This is a genomic window from Micromonospora sp. NPDC047756, from assembly GCF_055587245.1.
This window is the reverse complement of the sequence record NZ_JBVJGQ010000002.1, coordinates 957,424-973,263: the sequence shown is the minus strand read 5'-3', so window position 1 is coordinate 973,263 and position 15,840 is coordinate 957,424. Positions and strand designations below refer to the sequence as shown.

The following is a 15,840-nucleotide window of genomic DNA, read 5'->3' as shown; positions in this document are numbered from 1 at the left end:
GGTGCATGTCCATCGGCGCTGAGCCGCACGCAGCACGCGACGATGCGGCCTCCCGGCCGAGCTTCGAGCTTGCCCTTCGCGGCTACGACAAACGCCAGGTGGATCGGCACCTGGAGCAGCTCGACAGTCAGATCGCGATGTTGAGCCGCGAGCATGGACAGTCCGCCGTCCGCGTCCGTGAGTTGACCGCCGAGGTGCAGCGGCTGCGTGCCGAACTGGCCGAGCTTCAGGAGCAGCCCGTGCAGGTGGACCGCGCTTCGTTCCACGATCTGGGCCCGATGGTCGGCGAGATCATGGCGCTCGCCGAGAAGCAGGCTGGCATCATCACCGAGTCGGCCACCGACCGGGCCAACGAGCTGCGCGGCGAGGCCGAGCGGATCCTCGCCGACACCCGTGAGCGGTCCGCGCAGGCACGTCAGGACCTGGCCGAGGAGCTGGCCGCCCGACGGGCCGAGCAGGAGCAGGCGCACGAGGAGCGGCGCACCCTGGCCGAGGCCGAGTTGACAGCGATCCGCGAGCACGCCGAGCAGTTGCGGGCCGACGGTGAGGCCGCGCACGAGCGCGCACAGCACGAGGCCAAGCGGATCACCGAGCAGAGCGCACAGCAGCTCAACCAGACCCGGGTGGCCGCCGACGCGCTGATGAAGTCGGCCCGTACCCAGATCCAGCAGGAACTGCAGTCGACCCGCTCCAAGCACCAGCAGGAGATGGCCCAGTGGCAGGCCACCGTGGAGCGAGAGGTCAACGAGCGGCGTACCGCCGCCGAGCAGGACATCGCTGACCAGCAGGCCGCCGCCGAGCAGGAGCTCGCCGGGCAGCGCAGCGCGACCGAGCAGCAGATCGCCGCGCTGCTCGCCGAGGCGCAGCAGCACGTGACCGAGCTGCGCAACCGCGCCGACGAGCAGGCCGCCAGCCATCAGCAGCAGCTCGCCGCTCTGCAGAAGGAGCTTGAGGAGCGCCGGCAGGAGGCCGCCGACCTGAACGCGGAGCTGGACACCGGCCGTCAGCAACTCGCCGAGATCCGCCAGGAGGGCGAGACGCTGGAGAACGAGCTGTCCCGGACGCAGCAGCGACTCAGTGAGGTCCGCCGGGACCTGACCGCCGAGAGTGCGCGGTTGGACGAGGCCCGCCGGGCCGGGGACTCCGCCGAGCGGCACGCCAAGGACGTCCGCGCCCGGGTGCAGCGGGAGGCGAAGCGGGTGGCCGACCTCGCCGCCGCCGCCGTCATGGCCGCGGCAGCCGGCGGTACGGAGACCGCCGAGTACCCGATGGTGGGTTCCCGCTCCGGCGCCGACCGACCCGCCCCGGAGCGGGTCGGCGTCGAGCGGCTCACCGTCGACCGCGTCGACCGGTACTCCGCAGACCGAACCACAGTGGACAATGCGGACACCGATCGCGCCCCGATCAACGCCACACCTGCCGATCAGGGCTCGGCCGAGAACAGCTACGCCGACCTGACCCCGGTGGAACAGGCCGGTGGCGACCAGGCCCCGGCCGAGCACGCGAACGGCGACCGGGCACCGGTGGAGCAGGCAGACGACGCGCATGCTGGCGCTCCGGCGGTCGCGGAGGAGTCGACGACGTCCGAAGGTACGGCGGCCCGGGAGGTCAGCGCCGACGACGCCGAGCGGACTTTCCCTCGGCACATCGGCACCGACGCACCGACGCCCGTGCCATTCCTGGCCTTCGGGCAGCCGGTCAGCGAGAACGGCGCCGTCCGGCACTGACCTCAGCCGCGGTCGCACCCGGGCCCGGAGCGAATCCGCACGGGCCCGGGCCGAGCGTCCGGTCGGTCGACGACGATGACTGACCAGCAGTGATCAGGTGATGAAAAGTAGGTCTCCGAACCTCCTGCGACCTACTTTTCATCGCCTGATCAAGAACGGGTGACGGCTCGGGCGAATTCTGCGCGGAACCGGGTCGCCTCGCAGGTCGGAGCTGGCAGGCTGGGCTGGCCGTCGCGCACCAGCGGTGGCCGCCGGCCCGGCCGGTGACCGAGAGGAGCGCCCGGTGGCCGATCAACCGGAGGAGTTCGACCTGCTCGTCGTCGGTGGCGGCAAGGCCGGCAAGACGTTGAGCATGGACGTGGCCCGATCCGGTCAGCGGGTCGCCATGGTCGAGCGCGCGATGATCGGCGGCAGCTGCATCAACGTCGCGTGCATCCCGACGAAGGCGCTGGTGACCAGCGCGCGGGCCGCCCGCCAACTGCGGGACGCGTCGGCGCTCGGCCTGACGGTGGAGGGTGGCCGGGTCGACATCGACCTGTTGCGCGCGCACAAGCAGGACGTGGTGGAGGGGATGGTCGCCGCCAACCGGCAGCAGTTCCTCGACTCCGGTCTGCACCTGGTGATCGGTGAGGCCCGGTTCGTCGGCCCGCGAACCGTGCGGGTGGCGCTCGCCGACGGCGGTGAGCGACTGCTGCGCGGCAGCGATGTGGTGATCAACACGGGCACCCGCCCCCATCTGCCGTCGGTGCCCGGGATGGCCGAGGCCGGGGTGCTCACCAGCGACGAGTTGCTGCGCCTGGACCGGCTGCCGGCCCGGCTGGTGGTGCTCGGCGGCGGCACCGTCGGGGTGGAGTTCGCGCAGATGTTCGCGTTGTTCGGCAGCGCGGTGACCCTGGTCGAGGGTGGTCCACGGCTGCTCACCCGCGAGGACCCCGACGTCAGCGACGCGGTGATGCGCGTCTTCCTCGATGATGGCATCGACGTACGGGTGGGTGTGGCGGTCGCGCGCGTCGACCGGGAGGCCGACGGCTCGCTCCGGGTGACTCTGGACGACGGCAGCGTGGTGATCGGGGACGACGTGCTGGTGGCGGCCGGGCGGGAACCGGTCACCGACGGGCTCGGTCTGGACGTGGCCGGCGTACGGCTCAGCGAGCGGGGCTTCGTGGAGGTCGACGAGCACCTGCGTACCAGCGCCGAGCGCACCTGGGCGGCCGGGGACGTCGCCGGGAGCCCGCAGTTCACCCACGTCTCGTTGGACGACTACCGGATCATCCGGGCGAACCTCGCGGAAGGCCGGCGCAGCACCGCCGACCGGCTGATCCCGTACACCGTCTTCACCACCCCGGAGCTGGCGCGGGTGGGGCTGACCGAGACCGAGGCGCGCCGCGCCGGGTACGACATCCAGGTCGCCCACCTGCCGGTCGCCGCCATCCCCCGGGCCCGCACCCTGCGCCAGACCCAGGGCATGTGGAAGGCGGTCATCGACACCAGCAACGACCGGATCCTCGGTGCGTCGTTGCTCGGCGCCGAGGCCGGTGAGGTGATCACCTCGGTGCAGCTGGCCATGCTCGCCGGGATGCCGTGGACCGCACTGCGGGACGCGGTCATCACCCACCCGACCATGACCGAGGGTCTCAACCTGCTCTTCGCCTCACTGGTGTCCAGCCCGGTCCGCTGAACGCCGCGGGGCCCCACCCGGCCACCGCGCTACCGCTACCCGGCGATCTCGTCGCGTACCCGTTGTTGGAAGGCGCGGGCCTGCGCCCCGGTGGGTGGGGGCCCGCCGTGGCGTGCGGCGACCGCCCGGCGGATCACCTCGGCCCGGTCGCCGGCGTCGATCAGCCGCTGGCCGGCGGCCACCTTCGCCAACCAGATGCCGTCGCGGTGGCGTACCAGTGACCGGCAGGCGCCGAGTACGGCGTCCTCGGTGCCGGGCGCGGGTTGGTCGGCCGGCGGGGTGGGCAGGGCGAGCCACCAGGACAGCGCCTCGATGAGCAGCCGGCGCAGGTCGGCCGGGGCGAGGTCGGCGAAGGCCTCCCCCGCCGGTGGTCCGAGCAGTGAGAGTCCACTCTGGTGCAGGATGCTGCGGTCGAGTCCGTACCAGAATCGGCCGTCGGTGACCGGGCGGTCGGCGGGGTCGAGGGTGCGGCGGAACGGCATGGCGGACCCGGTGTTCAGTTCGACCTCGAAGCCGGGGTCGGGGGTGCCGGAGGCGGCCACCGCCCGGTCGTAGACGACCAACTCCAGCCCGCGTGCGGGACAGGGCAGCGCGTCGTGCCGCAGCCGGGCGACCAACGTCCGCTTGGCGGTGTCGGTGAGCGGCCCGGCGCTGAGCAGCGCCACGTCCACGTCGCTGCGGCCGGGCTGGTACGCCCCGAGCCCCACCGAGCCGGCCGCGTACGCGCCGATCAGGTCGGCGCCGAGCACGTCCCGGGCGGTGCGGACGAGGTCGTCGAGGTAGCGCTGAAGATCGGAGTCCACGGGCCATCATGACCCACGGGTCGGAGCCCGGTCGGGCTACCCCGCGTAGAGCAGCAGCAGACCGGCGACGGTGTAGGCGACCATCAGCGCCAGCAGGGGTAGTTGGCCGGCCACCGCCCGCGCCCGGGGGAACAGGTACAGGGCACGGTCGTGGGCGAGCAGCGTACCGAGCAGGTGCCCGAGGATGATGACGGTGATCTGGACGCTCGCCACCCCGGAGGGCGTGATCAGCGCGGTCCGGGGCTCCCAGCCGGCGGTGCCGAGCCAGTTGGCGCCGGTGCCCAGGGGGTCGGAGAGCAACGCGACGGTGCGCTGACCCTCCAGGATCAGCAGCGAGTAGTAGTGCGCCACCACGTACCCCACCGCGATCGGCACGATGGAGTGGGCGATCTCGCCCGGCACCTGACGGGCATCGGTCGCGCCGAAGCGACCGATGCGCGCCGCGGCGCCGGTGGCGGCGAGGTACGCCACCGCGACGGCGGTGATGACGAGGCTCAGGCCGGCGCTGCCGGTGACCGCCGGGTGCAGGCCGTTCTCCTGGCTGAAGCGCAACCAGCCCGGCGCGTTGGAGAGGCTGTCGTACATGGTCGAGCCGAGCAGCACGATCACCACGGCGACCAGCCCGGGGCGGGGTAGCAGGCCGGCTATCCCGTCGAGCGGGTTACGCCAGACCAGCACGCCGTCGGCGGCCCGGCCGAGCGGGGCGAGGTGACCGATCAGGGTGCTGTACGCCTCGAACGGGTCGGCGTGATCGAACCAGCCGGCGCCGAACAGCACGGCACCGGCCAGCAGGACCACCGCGTACCCGGTCAGCCAGGCGGTGATGACCGGCAGGGTGGCCCGGTCGGGGGCGACCAGTTCCAGCCAGACGAACCCGAACAGGGTGGCGGCTGCCGGCCACCAACCGACGCTGTCGGGCAGCTCACGGAGGCCACGGTTCGGGTCGCGCCGCGCCGCCAGCGCCGCCAGCAGGTGCACGGTGCGCAGCGGGTTGACCGCCCGCCAGATCGGGCCGAGCAGCAGCGACAGCGGGGCCAGCCCGACCCAGAGCAGCACGTAGAGCACGCCGGCGGTCGGGTTGTCGGCGGTGTCCGGCCCGCCCAGCAGGCCGAGGCAGAACCAGGCGGCGGCCAGCAGGCCGAACCCGCGCAGCGCCCACCGGAACCCGGGCGCGTCGACGAGTCGGGTGAGCCAGCGTGGCACCGGGCGACCGCCGGTGGCGTCCCGGTCGAGCCGGGGTTCGCGCCAGAGCAGGCCCAACGCCACGAACGTGACGACGAGGGTCAGCGCGGCGGCGGCGACGAGCTGCGGCAGGGTGATCGGCAGATCCTGGCGGCCACCGACGCCGTGTGCCAGCAGTGTGGGGGCGGCCGTCATGTCGTTCAGCGGACGACGAGCTGGAAGAGCACCAGCTCGGACTCGTGCGTCTCCACCTCGAACAGCCCGGTCTTGTCGGCGCGGAACTCCACCGAGCCGGGCGTGCCGGCCGGCAGCCGGGCGCCCAGGTCGTAGCCGTGCACGTGCAGCTCGTCGGCCACGTCGGAGGTGACGGTGATCCGGACCGACTGCCCCTTACTGACGGTGACCCGTCCGGTCGGCGGGTCGACCCGCTTCTTCGCGATCGTGACGGTGATCTGCTGGTCCACCGCCGCGGTGCTGGCGGAGGCGCTGGGCGAGGTGGCCGCCGTCGGGGTCGGCCCGGTGGGGGTGGCGCTCGACGGGGCGGCGGACGTGGGTGCCACCGAGGGGGTGGCCACGGAGGGGTCGTCGTCCTGCCCGCAACCGGCGAGGAGCAGGGCGCCGAGGGTGGCGGCGGCGAGAGCGGCGGCGGTCCGGGCAGCGGGGGTACGGACGAACACGGGCGGACTCCGAACGACGCGAGGGGGACGGGTGTCGGGTTGATCGTCGGGGAGGAGAACTCTACGTCTTGTTCGGTGCCGGGGAAATGACCATGATGAACGAATGCGATCGAAGCTCGTCACTGTGCGTAGGGTCTTCAGCCGTGTCGCGGCGGCGCTGGCGGCGACCCTGGTGGTGTCGCTGCTGCTGCCGGTCGCCCCGGCGTCCGCGCACGGCCAGCTGGCGACCTCCACGCCTCTGAAGGGCACCGTCGTCCGCGAGCCGCTGACCCAGTTGGCGTTGTACTTCACCGAGAAGCCGGCGTCCAACGCGCACTTCGCCATCAGCGGCCCGGACGGGTCGCGGGTGGACAACGGGTGGTCCTACGGTGAGCCGAAGCGACTGGACAAGCCGGTCACCGAGTACTTCATGGTCAACGGTGTGTTCGAGCCGCGGCTCTACCACACCGGATTCCCGGCCATGGTCACCGTCGCGCACTGGCCGGCGAAGGGCCGCTACACCGCGAGCTACCTCTCGGTCGCTTCCGACGGTGAGGCGGTGCGGGGCGAGGTGACCTTCGACTACCAGGGCCGGGGCACGGCGGCACCGGCCGGCTGGTCGGCGCCGACCGCGGGTCCGGATCCGGCGCTGCTGGCCCAGGCCGAGGGCGAGGGCTCGACCAGCTCCGGGGCCACCGGCAGCCCGATCGCCCCTACCGGCGCTGCGACGGGCGACCCGGCCGGCACCACGAAGGAGCAGGGGGACGGTGGGTTCCCGGCCTGGTTGGTCCCGGGCCTGATCGTCGTTACGGTCGCCGTACTCGTGCTGGTGGCGGCGCGCCGTCGGCCCGCCACGCCGGGAGCCACCACGCGAAGCGGCCGGCCGGCCGGCACGGCAGGCAGGGGCGGCACGCCGGCCCGCAGGCCCGGCGATCGATCCGGCGGCCCAGCCCGCCGTGGACGGCGGTAGGCCGGCGGCCCGGTCCGGCACACGCGGCAGTGGCTGTCAGGGCCGAGCCGTCTCCCAGTGCGCCGGGCGGCCACCTGCCCCGCCCAACCACGTCGACAGCGACCCCTGGTGCCGTCCCACGGATCGGCGCATGGCATTGACCAGGGCCAGCTGCGCCCGGTTCGGGGCCACCATCGCCTGCTCGAACTGATCCTGGGACAGCGGAGCGGTCGTCGTGTCCACTCCCGTGGCGACATCCAGGAGCCGCTGTACCGCGTGGCCGAAGGCGTCTATCTCGGCGGCGACGGCGCTCGGGGCGACAAGGCTGGCCGACATCAGTGCGGCGCTCCACACTCCCCAGTCGTAGTCCCACGCCGCGCGTCCCAGGTGAGCGCGCCGCAGGATCATCGAGAACGTGGCGTACTCCCGCAGGAGGTCCTGGTAGGCCACGAGTTGCCGGTCCCGTAGCCAGTGTCGGTCCTGCGCACTGCGGGTGAGTATCCCGCCGACGACAACGCCGACGGTCGCCGAGAGCGCGCCGCCAAGCGTCGTGACAGCGGTTTCCAGCAACGCCATGACACCTCCGTGGTGACCGTCGACTCCGAGCATCGATGATCTCCGGCCTCGTCGTCAACGGAGAAGAAGGACGTGGACGGCTCTGCCGACGGCTGACCGCGGGCGGTCGGCGGCACCGCTGACCGGCCCGGCGGCAGGCCCGATCGGCCAGACATTCTTCGCGTAACATGGCGAACTTTCGCATGGACATCGGTAACTTTTGATGCATCGAAGCGAAGCCATGGACAGTCCAATCGAAACGCCTTAATGTTCCGAGCCATCCACCCGGTGTTTTCGCAACGTCACTCGTCGGCGTCGAGGACGTTACGGAGCCGGGCCGACGGTCATCCTCACCGCTGCTCCACGCCGGCCGTCGGACACTCCACTGCCTCCTGGAGGAACGATGGGCACACGCCTGCTACGCCGACTCCACCATCCCGTCCTGGGTGCGCTGGCACTCGTCCTCGCCGCCGGCCTCTGGGCCGTCCCCGCCAACGCAGCCCCCGCACAGGAACCGGGCGTCACGCTGCGCGTCTTCGACGTGCAGGTGCCGCTGTCCGAGTTGTGCACCCTCAAGCCCGCCCAGACCCCGAACGTGGACAAGCTGATGTCCACCATCAACTGGACCTCGGCGGCCGACTTCGGCTTCGAGGACAACTTCGTCTCGCAGGTCCTCGGCAACATCACCACCACCCAGGCCGGCAGCTACACCTTCCGGCTCAGCAGCGACGACGGCTCCAAGCTGTCGATCGACAACTCCGTCGTGATCAACCACGACGGCCTGCACGGCGCGACCCCGCCCAAGGAGGGCACCGTCACCCTCACCGCCGGCCTGCACGCGCTGCGCATCGACCACTTCGAGCGTGGGGGTGGGCAGCAGATCACCCTGGAGTGGAAGACGCCCGGTTCGTCGACCTTCGTGGTCGTGCCGAACTCGGCGCTGAGCACCGACGCCGGTGTGGTCCGGGTGACCGCACCCGGACGCAAGGAGTGCGAGGGCGTCTCCGACACCCCCGGTGACGGCCTGCCGCTGACCGGCGTGCACCCCGGCTACACCCTGACCAACCTGCGGCCCAGCGGCTTCCAGCCGAAGGTCACCGGCATGGACTGGCTGGCCGACGGCCGGCTGGTCATCAGCACCTGGGGCGGCAGCGACCAGTCCGGCACCTCCCAGGACGGCGAGGTCTGGATCCTCGGCAACACCGGCGGATCCACGAGCCCGGGCAACGTGACCACCAAGAAGATCGCCGGCGGCCTCAAGGAACCGATGGGGCTCAAGGTCGTCGACGGGGTGGTCTACGTGACCGAGAAGCAGCGGTTGACCCGGCTGGTGAACACCGGCGGTGACGAGGCGGCCGAGCGCCTGGAAACCGTCGCCACCTGGCCGTACGGCGGCAACTTCCACGAGTTCGCGTTCGGCCTGCTCTACGCCGACGGGTTCTTCTATCTGAACCTGTCGGTGTCGATCAACTCCGGCGGCGCGACCACCAACCCGCAACCCGCCACCAACCGCGGCACCACCCTCAAGGTCAACAAGGACACCGGCGCGGTCAGCTACGTCGCCGGCGGCCTGCGGACCCCACACGGCATCGGTTGGGGCCCCGAGGGCGGCATCTTCGTCACCGACAACCAGGGCGGCTGGCTGCCCTCGTCGAAACTGGTGCACATCAAGCAGGGCCGGTTCTTCAACCACTTCATGAACCCGGCGGGTCCGTTCGACACCGCGCCGGTCACGCAGCCGGTGCTCTGGATGCCGCAGAACGAGATCGCCAACTCCCCCAGCACGCCGCTCTACCTGACCAGCGGCCGCTACGCCGGCCAGTTCGTCATCGGCGACGTGACCTACGGCGGCCTGCAACGGGCGAATGTGGAGAAGGTCAACGGCGAGTACCAGGGCGCTTTGTTCCGGCTCACCCAGGGCCTGGAGGCGGGCGTCTCCGAGGTCAACGTCGGCCCCGACGGCGCGATCTACGTCGGCGGGCTCGGCGCGGGCGGCAACTGGGGCCAGACCGGCAAGCTCTCGTACGGCCTGCAGAAGCTCACCCCGAACACCGCCAGCACGTTCGAGATGCTCGCGATGCGCGCCACCACGACCGGCTTCGAGGTGGAGTACACCGAGCCGGTGTCGACGGCGACAGCCGCCGAGTTGGCCGCGCGCTACAAGCTCAAGCAGTGGCGGTACGTGGCCACCTCGGCCTACGGCGGGCCGAAGGTCGACGAGGAGACGTTGACCGTCACCTCGGCCACCCTGTCGGCGGACGGCAAGAAGGTCAGCCTCGTGGTGGCTGGCCGCAAGGCCGGTCGGGTGGTGCACCTGCGCTCGCCGCGCCCGTTCACCTCCACCAGCGGCCAGTCACTGTGGAGCACCGAGGCGTGGTACACGCTGAACTCGATCCCGGGCAGCCCGCCACCGCCCACCGGAGGCACCATCACCGGCGTCGGCGGCAAGTGCCTGGACGTCGACAACTCGGGCACCGCCGACGGCACGAAGATCCAGCTCTGGACCTGCAACAACACCGCCGCCCAGTCGTGGACGAAGGTCGGCGACACGTACCGGGTGCTGGGCAAGTGCCTGGACGTGGACAACGGCGGCACCGCCAACGGCACGAAGGTTCAGCTCTGGACCTGCAACGGCACCGCAGCGCAGGTCTGGCAGCCGCAGGCCGACGGGTCGATCCGCAACCCGCAGTCGGGCAAGGTCCTGGAGGCCGCCGGCGGTAGCAGCGCCGACCGCACCCAGATCCAGCTCGGCACGTACGCGGGCGGCGCGCACCAGAAGTGGGTGGTCAGTAGCGGGGTAACCGGCTGATCCAGGACGAAGGGGCGTGGTCTGACCGGCGGGTCAGGCCACGCCCCGCGGGTAGACGCGGGTCTCGGTCGCCTTCACCGCTGCCCATAGTGGCCGGCCCGGAGTGAGTTCGAGTTGGGTGGCGGCGGCCGGGGTGATGTCGGCGGCCACGTCGACCGGGCCGTCGAGCTGGATCCGCAGGTTGTCGCCGTGGCGTTGGATGCCGGCGATCGTCGCGGGCCAGACGTTGCGCGGGCTGCCGTCGGGGCGCCGCGGGTGGAGGGCGACGGCGGAGGGCGGGTACGCCACGAAGACCTCGCCCTGATGACGGTCGGCGGTGGTGAGGGCGAAGTCGGCGCCGATTCGTACCGTGTGGCCGTCGGCGTGACCTCGGTGCAGGTTGAGCCCGACGAGCCGGGCGACGTAGTCGGTACGGGGTTGCGCCGTGATGGTGGCGGCGTCGCCCTCCTGGACGACCCGGCCGTGTTCGACGATGACGAGCCGATCGGCGAGGACCAGCGCGTCGAGCGGGTCGTGGGTGACCAGCAGCGTGGCGCCGGGATGCTCGCCCAGGTGGTGTTGCAGCTGGGCGCGGGTGTCGAGGCGGGTCCGGGCGTCGAGGGCGGCCAGTGGTTCGTCGAGGAGCAGCAGCGTCGGGTCCACCGCGAGGGCGCGGGCGAGAGCCACCCGTTGGGCCTGCCCGCCCGAGAGCTGCCGCGGCTTGCGGTGGGCGTGTTCGGCCAACCCCATCCTCTCGAGCCAGCCGGCGGCGACCTCGCGGGCGCGCTGGCGGCCGAGGCCGTGGCGGCGGGGTCCGAACGAGACGTTGTCCAGGACGGTCAGGTGGGGAAAGAGCAGATAGTCCTGGAAGACAACCCCGATCGAGCGCCGCTCGGGCGGGATCAACCGTTTCGTCTTCGGCCGGTCGAGGTCCAGGCTGTTCAGGGTGATGTGTCCGGCGTGCAGCGGGGTCAGGCCGGCGAGGGAGCGCAGGGCGGTGGTCTTGCCCGCGCCGTTGGGGCCGAGCAGCGCGACGACTTCACCGGCGCCGACCCGCAGTGCGATGTCGAGTCGGAATCCGCCTCGGTCCACCACGAGGCGGGCGTCGAGCATGGGCGCGCCGGCGGCAGGTTCGTCGGGTGCGCTCATGGGCTGGTGATCCAGCGGTCGCGGAGGCTGGCGAGGATTCCCACGGAGACGGTGAGCAGGATGAGGCTGAGCACGATCGCGGCCTCCAGGTCGGTCTCCAGCGCGAGGTAGACGGCCAGCGGCATGGTCTGGGTACGGCCGGGGAAGTTGCCGGCGAAGGTGATGGTGGCGCCGAACTCGCCGAGCGCCCGGGCCCAACAGAGCACCGCCCCGGCAGCGACTCCGGGGGCGACCAGCGGCAGCGTGACGTGGGTGAAGGTGGTCCACCGGCCGGCACCGAGGGTGGCGGCCGCCTCCTCGTATCGCGTGTCGGCACCGCGCAGCGCCCCCTCCACGGCGATGATCAGGAATGGCATCGCGACGAACGCCTCGGCGACCACCACGCCGGTCGTGGTGAACGGAAGCGTGATGCCGAACGTGGAGTCGAGCCAGCCGCCGAGCAGTCCCCGCCGGCCGAAGACCAGCAGCAGGGCGACGCCGCCGACCACCGGCGGCAGCACGAGCGGCACGGTGACCAGGGCGCGTACGATCCGGCGGCCCGGGAACTCGACTCGGGCCAGCAGCCACGCCAGCGGCACCCCAAGGGCGAGACAAACCAGCGTGGCGAGGGTGGCCGTCTGCAGGGAGAGCAGCAGCGCGGTGAGCACGCCCGGTTCGGCGAGCCGACCCGGCAGCGTGGCCCATGGGGCGCGGACCAGCAGCCCGGCCAGCGGCAGCACCAGGAAGAACAGGCCCAGGGCGGCCGGGACGAGCAGCGCTATCGGGATCCGGCCGGTACGGCCGCGCCGACGCGATGGAGCGGCCCACCCGGGCCGCGCCATCGGGTCCTGCTCCTCGATGAGAGACACGTCGTCAGGGGGCCTGGAAGCCGGCTCGGGTGAGGACACTCTTGCCGGTGTCGGACAGCACGTAGGTCACGAACGCTTGGGCGGCGCTCTTGTTGGGGGCGTTCCTGAGCACGGTGATCGGGTAGTCGTTGATCGCTGCGGCCGACTCGGGGAACTCGACGCCGTCCACGTCGGCCGCGGCGGCCTTCGCGTCGGTGCGGTAGACCAACGCGGCGTCGACCTCGCCGAGTTTCACCTTCGACAGCGCGGCCTTCACGTCCTGTTCGAGGGTGACAGGGGTCAGCTTCACGCCGGCTGCGTCGAGGACTTCCTTCGCCGCCGCGCCGCACGGCACCTGCTCCGCGCAGAGCGCGACCTTGGCATCGGGCTTGGTCAGGTCGGTCAGCCCGGTCACCCCGGTGGGGTTGCCCTTCGGTACGACGATGATGAGCTGATTGCGGACGAACGTGGTCGGGGCGCCCTCGCCGTTGCCGGCGTCGGTGACGGTCTTCATGTTCGCCGACGCGGCGGAGGCGAAGACGTCGGCGGGCGCGCCCTGGTTGATCTGTGTCGCCAGCGCGGAGCTGCCGGCGAAGCTGAACGTGACCTTCACGCCCGGGTTCGCGGCCTCGAAGTCCTTGCCGACGGAGGTGAACGACTCGGTCAGTGACGCCGCCGCGAACACCGTCACCGTCCCGGTGACGCCCGGGCCGCCGCTGCTCGCCGCACCCGGGTCGGCGTCGTCGGCGCCACCACAACCGGTCAGCCCCACCACGGCCAGCGCGGCGAACGCGGCCAGCACGGTACGGAATCGTCGTGCTGTCACAAACTGCTTCCTCTGCTACCGGCGGTCTTCTCCACCACGACCGTGGTCGACTTGATCACCGCGATCGCCAGCGAGCCGACCTCCAGGCCGAGGTCGTCGACGGCTTCCCGGCTCATCAGGGACACCAGCCGGAACGGTCCAGCCTGGATGTCCACCTGCGCCATCACGGTGTCCTTGACGACGGCGGTGACGATGCCGCGCAGTCGATTACGGGCCGACGACTCGTCCGCGCGGTTCTCCGGATCGGCGGCCTGCGCCTGAAGGAACTCGGCGAGCGCGACCCCGTCGATCAGCCGGTGGCCGTGCTCGCCTCGGGTGGCCGCTATGCGCCCGGCGTCGATCCATCGCCGCAGCGTGTCCACGCTGACCCCGAGCAGTTCGGCGGCCTCGCCGATCCGAAACATCGTCACGCGGACACGTTAGCGGGCGGCACCTGCCCAGGAAAAGTGCCCTATCGTCTCGCATCCGCTGCCGCAGATAGCGACATGGGTCCGCAACTGCATGACGGGGGCAGATGCCTGGTGAAGCGGTTCCCGTCCCGGCGTGGCACGCTCTGACCGACGAGCAGAGCCGCCGTTGGTGCGGGGCACTCGACCATCTCGCCGCCGCCCTGCCCACGGGCGCGGTCACCGTCGTGGTCGTCCTGCACGGCGCGCGACGCACGAGGCGCGCTTCGGTCAGGGGCCGTGCGGCAGCGGCTGCGCCAGTGCCCGCAGGTCCGCCGGGAGTTGAGCCAGGGCGTCCTCGAACTCCCGGTGCCCGACCACCCGGTGCATCGTCTGGAGCACCGCCCGGGTGCCCCGCTCGGCGGCCGGACGGTCGATCCCGGCGCGGTCGGCGACCCGGCTCAGGAACTCGTCGTAGCCGAACGTCTCCGGCGGCTCGGCGGCCTTGACCAGCAGTGGGCTCAACTCGTCGGCCAGGTGGGGGGCCAACGCGCCCGCCTCGCCGCCGCTGAGCCGCTCGGTGAGGGTCCGCAGGACCGCCTCGGTGAGCGGGCGCGCCTGCTCCGGCGGGAGACCCGCCCGTGCCGCAACCTTGTCGACGAATGCCAGCTCGGCCATGCCCCCGCCCTTCGCTTTCGGAGACGCGTGGCTACCCGGGCCCACGGGCAGCAAACCCGGCAGCCGCGGCGGGGATGGTTCTGCTGGTTGCTGCGCGCGGTGACGTCGGCTTCTCGTACGGTGAGGTCGGACCGGGAACCCGACGGCTGCCCGACGGCGGCCCGTGCCGCAGGAGGAGCAGATGGCCCTCGACCTGCCCGACGTGATCGACCGGTACTTCCGGGCCGTCAACGACCGGGACCTGGACGCCTTCGTCGCCTGCTTCGCGGACACCGCGAGCGTCGCCGACGAGGACCGACTGTACGACGGACGGGCCTCGATCCGCGCCTGGCGCCAGAAGACGATGGACGCCTACGCGTACACCGCCGAGCCGGTCCGGGTCGACGCCCAGGCGGGCGACTCATACCTGGCTCTCACCCGGGTGTCCGGTGACTTTCCCGGCAGCCCGGTCGAGTTGCGGTACCGGTTCACGCTGCGCGACGGGCTGATCGGCGCCCTGGACATCCGCCCCTGACGGCGAACGGTCCACCGACACGAGAGGAACACCGTGCCCCGAGTCTGGCTCATCACCGGCTGTTCACGCGGTCTCGGCCGCGCCCTCGCCGAGGCCGTCCTGGCCGACGGCGACCACCTGGTGGCGACCGCCCGCAACCCGGCACAGCTCGCGGACCTGGTCGACCGGCACGGTGACCAGGTCCGCGCGGTGGCCCTCGACGTCAACGACCCCGCCGCCGCCCGTGCCGCCGTCCGCACCGCGGTGGACACGTTCGGGCAACTGGACATCCTGGTCAACAACGCCGGGTACGCCGACGTCGCCGCGATCGAGGACATGTCGGAGGACGACTTCCGGGCGCAGGTCGAGGCGAACTTCTTCGGCGTGGTCAACCTGTCCCGGGCCGCCCTGCCCGTGATGCGCGAGCAGGGACGCGGGCACATCGTGCAGATCTCCAGTGTCGGCAGCCGGGTCGCGAGCACGGGTCTGGGCGCGTACCAGTCCGCCAAGTGGGCGGTCAGCGGCTTCTCCGGGGTGCTCGCCAGAGAGGTCGAGGCATTCGGGATCCGCATCACCAGCGTCGAGCCGGGCGGGCTGCGCACCGACTGGGCCGGCTCGTCGATGAGCGCCCTGTCGATCAGCGAACCGTACCGGCCGGTCATCGACCCGGCCGTGCAGCGGCTGCGCCAGGCCAACGGCGCCCAGCCGGGCGACCCGGCCCGCGCCGCCCAGGCGATCATCCGGATCACCCGGGTCGACGACCCGCCGCTGCGGTTGCTGCTCGGCGCCGACGCCGTGGCCGCCGCCCACGCGGCCGCCGAGGCCCTCGCGGCGTCGGACGCGCGGTGGCGGGAGTTGAGCGAATCGATCGCCTTCGACGCAACGCCCTGACTCGACCGCGCTGCCAGAGCGGCCAGGCCGCCGGGCTCATCTCGGTGCCGCCGGCTCATCGCCGAAGGGCATCGCCAGCGGCCGGACCGGCGAGGCCGGTCAGGCCGCCCCGCACGTGATCAACCGCCGAACGGACGAGACAGCCAGGAGGGCGGCGGGTGACATGATGTGGCGACAACAGCTACGAGAAGGGTCCCGGCAGCCCGATGACGCACTCTGCGGCTCGCACGCCCACGACATCCGCGCGGAACG

Annotated in this window: 14 protein-coding genes and 1 pseudogene; 6 read left to right on the top strand and 9 right to left on the bottom strand. The window is 71.9% G+C overall.

From position 1 onward, the window contains the following. Positions 1–5: 5 nt before the first annotated feature. Positions 6–1,430: pseudogene (locus ACZ6NZ_RS09375) on the top strand (coiled-coil domain-containing protein); the annotation flags it as partial. A 580-nt stretch (positions 1,431–2,010) separates the two neighbouring features. Next, the gene (locus ACZ6NZ_RS09370) at positions 2,011–3,405 is read left to right on the top strand and encodes a dihydrolipoyl dehydrogenase family protein (protein ID WP_465857354.1); all 1,395 of its coding nucleotides are present in this window, start codon (positions 2,011–2,013) and stop codon (positions 3,403–3,405) included. Positions 3,406–3,440: 35 nt separating this feature from the next. Here the strand turns inward: ACZ6NZ_RS09370 and ACZ6NZ_RS09365 are convergent, their stop codons facing one another. From ACZ6NZ_RS09365 to ACZ6NZ_RS09355, 3 genes are read right to left on the bottom strand one after another with little or no spacing between them, the layout of a single operon-like run. Further along, a complete protein-coding gene (locus tag ACZ6NZ_RS09365; RefSeq protein WP_465857352.1) occupies positions 3,441–4,208 on the bottom strand; it encodes a nucleotidyltransferase domain-containing protein in 768 nt (255 codons plus the stop codon). Between the two features lie 36 nt (positions 4,209–4,244). Next, positions 4,245–5,585, bottom strand: a complete 1,341-nt coding sequence (locus ACZ6NZ_RS09360; RefSeq protein WP_465857350.1) for a hypothetical protein — start codon at positions 5,583–5,585, stop codon at positions 4,245–4,247. Positions 5,586–5,590: 5 nt separating this feature from the next. After that, complete coding sequence (locus tag ACZ6NZ_RS09355) at positions 5,591–6,067, bottom strand: cupredoxin domain-containing protein (RefSeq protein ID WP_465857348.1); 477 nt, start codon at positions 6,065–6,067, stop codon at positions 5,591–5,593. Between the two features lie 103 nt (positions 6,068–6,170). Here ACZ6NZ_RS09355 and ACZ6NZ_RS09350 point away from each other — a divergent pair, with 103 nt between their 5' ends. Beyond that, positions 6,171–7,016 carry a copper resistance CopC family protein gene (locus tag ACZ6NZ_RS09350; RefSeq protein WP_465857346.1) on the top strand — a complete coding sequence of 282 codons (846 nt, stop codon included), beginning with the start codon at positions 6,171–6,173 and terminating at the stop codon, positions 7,014–7,016. Positions 7,017–7,052: 36 nt separating this feature from the next. Here the strand turns inward: ACZ6NZ_RS09350 and ACZ6NZ_RS09345 are convergent, their stop codons facing one another. Continuing rightward, positions 7,053–7,571 (bottom strand): hypothetical protein, encoded by a 519-nt coding sequence (locus tag ACZ6NZ_RS09345; RefSeq protein WP_465857344.1) that lies wholly within the window; start codon positions 7,569–7,571, stop codon positions 7,053–7,055. A 382-nt stretch (positions 7,572–7,953) separates the two neighbouring features. Between ACZ6NZ_RS09345 and ACZ6NZ_RS09340 the strand changes: the two genes are divergently transcribed. Further along, entirely contained in the window at positions 7,954–10,359 is a 2,406-nt protein-coding gene (locus ACZ6NZ_RS09340; protein WP_465857342.1) for a ricin-type beta-trefoil lectin domain protein, read from the top strand. 33 nt (positions 10,360–10,392) lie between these two features. Here the strand turns inward: ACZ6NZ_RS09340 and ACZ6NZ_RS09335 are convergent, their stop codons facing one another. From ACZ6NZ_RS09335 to ACZ6NZ_RS09315, 5 genes are all read right to left on the bottom strand, one after another. Next, the gene (locus ACZ6NZ_RS09335; protein ID WP_465857340.1) at positions 10,393–11,487 is read right to left on the bottom strand and encodes an ABC transporter ATP-binding protein; all 1,095 of its coding nucleotides are present in this window, start codon (positions 11,485–11,487) and stop codon (positions 10,393–10,395) included. Next, complete coding sequence (locus tag ACZ6NZ_RS09330) at positions 11,484–12,308, bottom strand: ABC transporter permease (protein WP_465857414.1); 825 nt, start codon at positions 12,306–12,308, stop codon at positions 11,484–11,486. The genes ACZ6NZ_RS09335 and ACZ6NZ_RS09330 overlap by 4 nt, the downstream gene beginning before the upstream one ends. 31 nt (positions 12,309–12,339) lie before the next feature. Continuing rightward, a complete protein-coding gene (gene modA, locus ACZ6NZ_RS09325) occupies positions 12,340–13,140 on the bottom strand; it encodes a molybdate ABC transporter substrate-binding protein (protein WP_465857338.1) in 801 nt (266 codons plus the stop codon). Further along, complete coding sequence (locus ACZ6NZ_RS09320) at positions 13,137–13,550, bottom strand: TOBE domain-containing protein (protein ID WP_465857337.1); 414 nt, start codon at positions 13,548–13,550, stop codon at positions 13,137–13,139. The genes modA and ACZ6NZ_RS09320 overlap by 4 nt, the downstream gene beginning before the upstream one ends. Positions 13,551–13,817: 267 nt before the next feature. After that, positions 13,818–14,204 carry a DUF2267 domain-containing protein gene (locus ACZ6NZ_RS09315; protein ID WP_088989254.1) on the bottom strand — a complete coding sequence of 129 codons (387 nt, stop codon included), beginning with the start codon at positions 14,202–14,204 and terminating at the stop codon, positions 13,818–13,820. 181 nt (positions 14,205–14,385) lie between these two features. Here ACZ6NZ_RS09315 and ACZ6NZ_RS09310 point away from each other — a divergent pair, with 181 nt between their 5' ends. After that, positions 14,386–14,718: a nuclear transport factor 2 family protein gene (locus tag ACZ6NZ_RS09310; protein WP_366606521.1), complete on the top strand. Its 333-nt coding sequence runs from the start codon at positions 14,386–14,388 to the stop codon at positions 14,716–14,718. Positions 14,719–14,751: 33 nt separating this feature from the next. Then, positions 14,752–15,588: an oxidoreductase gene (locus ACZ6NZ_RS09305; protein WP_366606520.1), complete on the top strand. Its 837-nt coding sequence runs from the start codon at positions 14,752–14,754 to the stop codon at positions 15,586–15,588. Positions 15,589–15,840 lie beyond the last annotated feature (252 nt).

What these genes read in the sequence shown, in the direction of transcription:
- ACZ6NZ_RS09360 (WP_465857350.1), bottom strand. Translation starts at nt 5,585, where the DNA reads ATGACGGCCGCCCCCACACTGCTGGCACACGGCGTCGGTGGCCGCCAG.
- ACZ6NZ_RS09350 (WP_465857346.1), top strand. Translation starts at nt 6,171, where the DNA reads ATGCGATCGAAGCTCGTCACTGTGCGTAGGGTCTTCAGCCGTGTCGCG.
- ACZ6NZ_RS09345 (WP_465857344.1), bottom strand. Translation starts at nt 7,571, where the DNA reads ATGGCGTTGCTGGAAACCGCTGTCACGACGCTTGGCGGCGCGCTCTCG.
- ACZ6NZ_RS09340 (WP_465857342.1), top strand. Translation starts at nt 7,954, where the DNA reads ATGGGCACACGCCTGCTACGCCGACTCCACCATCCCGTCCTGGGTGCG.
- ACZ6NZ_RS09335 (WP_465857340.1), bottom strand. Translation starts at nt 11,487, where the DNA reads ATGAGCGCACCCGACGAACCTGCCGCCGGCGCGCCCATGCTCGACGCC.
- ACZ6NZ_RS09330 (WP_465857414.1), bottom strand. Translation starts at nt 12,308, where the DNA reads ATGGCGCGGCCCGGGTGGGCCGCTCCATCGCGTCGGCGCGGCCGTACC.
- ACZ6NZ_RS09315 (WP_088989254.1), bottom strand. Translation starts at nt 14,204, where the DNA reads ATGGCCGAGCTGGCATTCGTCGACAAGGTTGCGGCACGGGCGGGTCTC.
- ACZ6NZ_RS09310 (WP_366606521.1), top strand. Translation starts at nt 14,386, where the DNA reads ATGGCCCTCGACCTGCCCGACGTGATCGACCGGTACTTCCGGGCCGTC.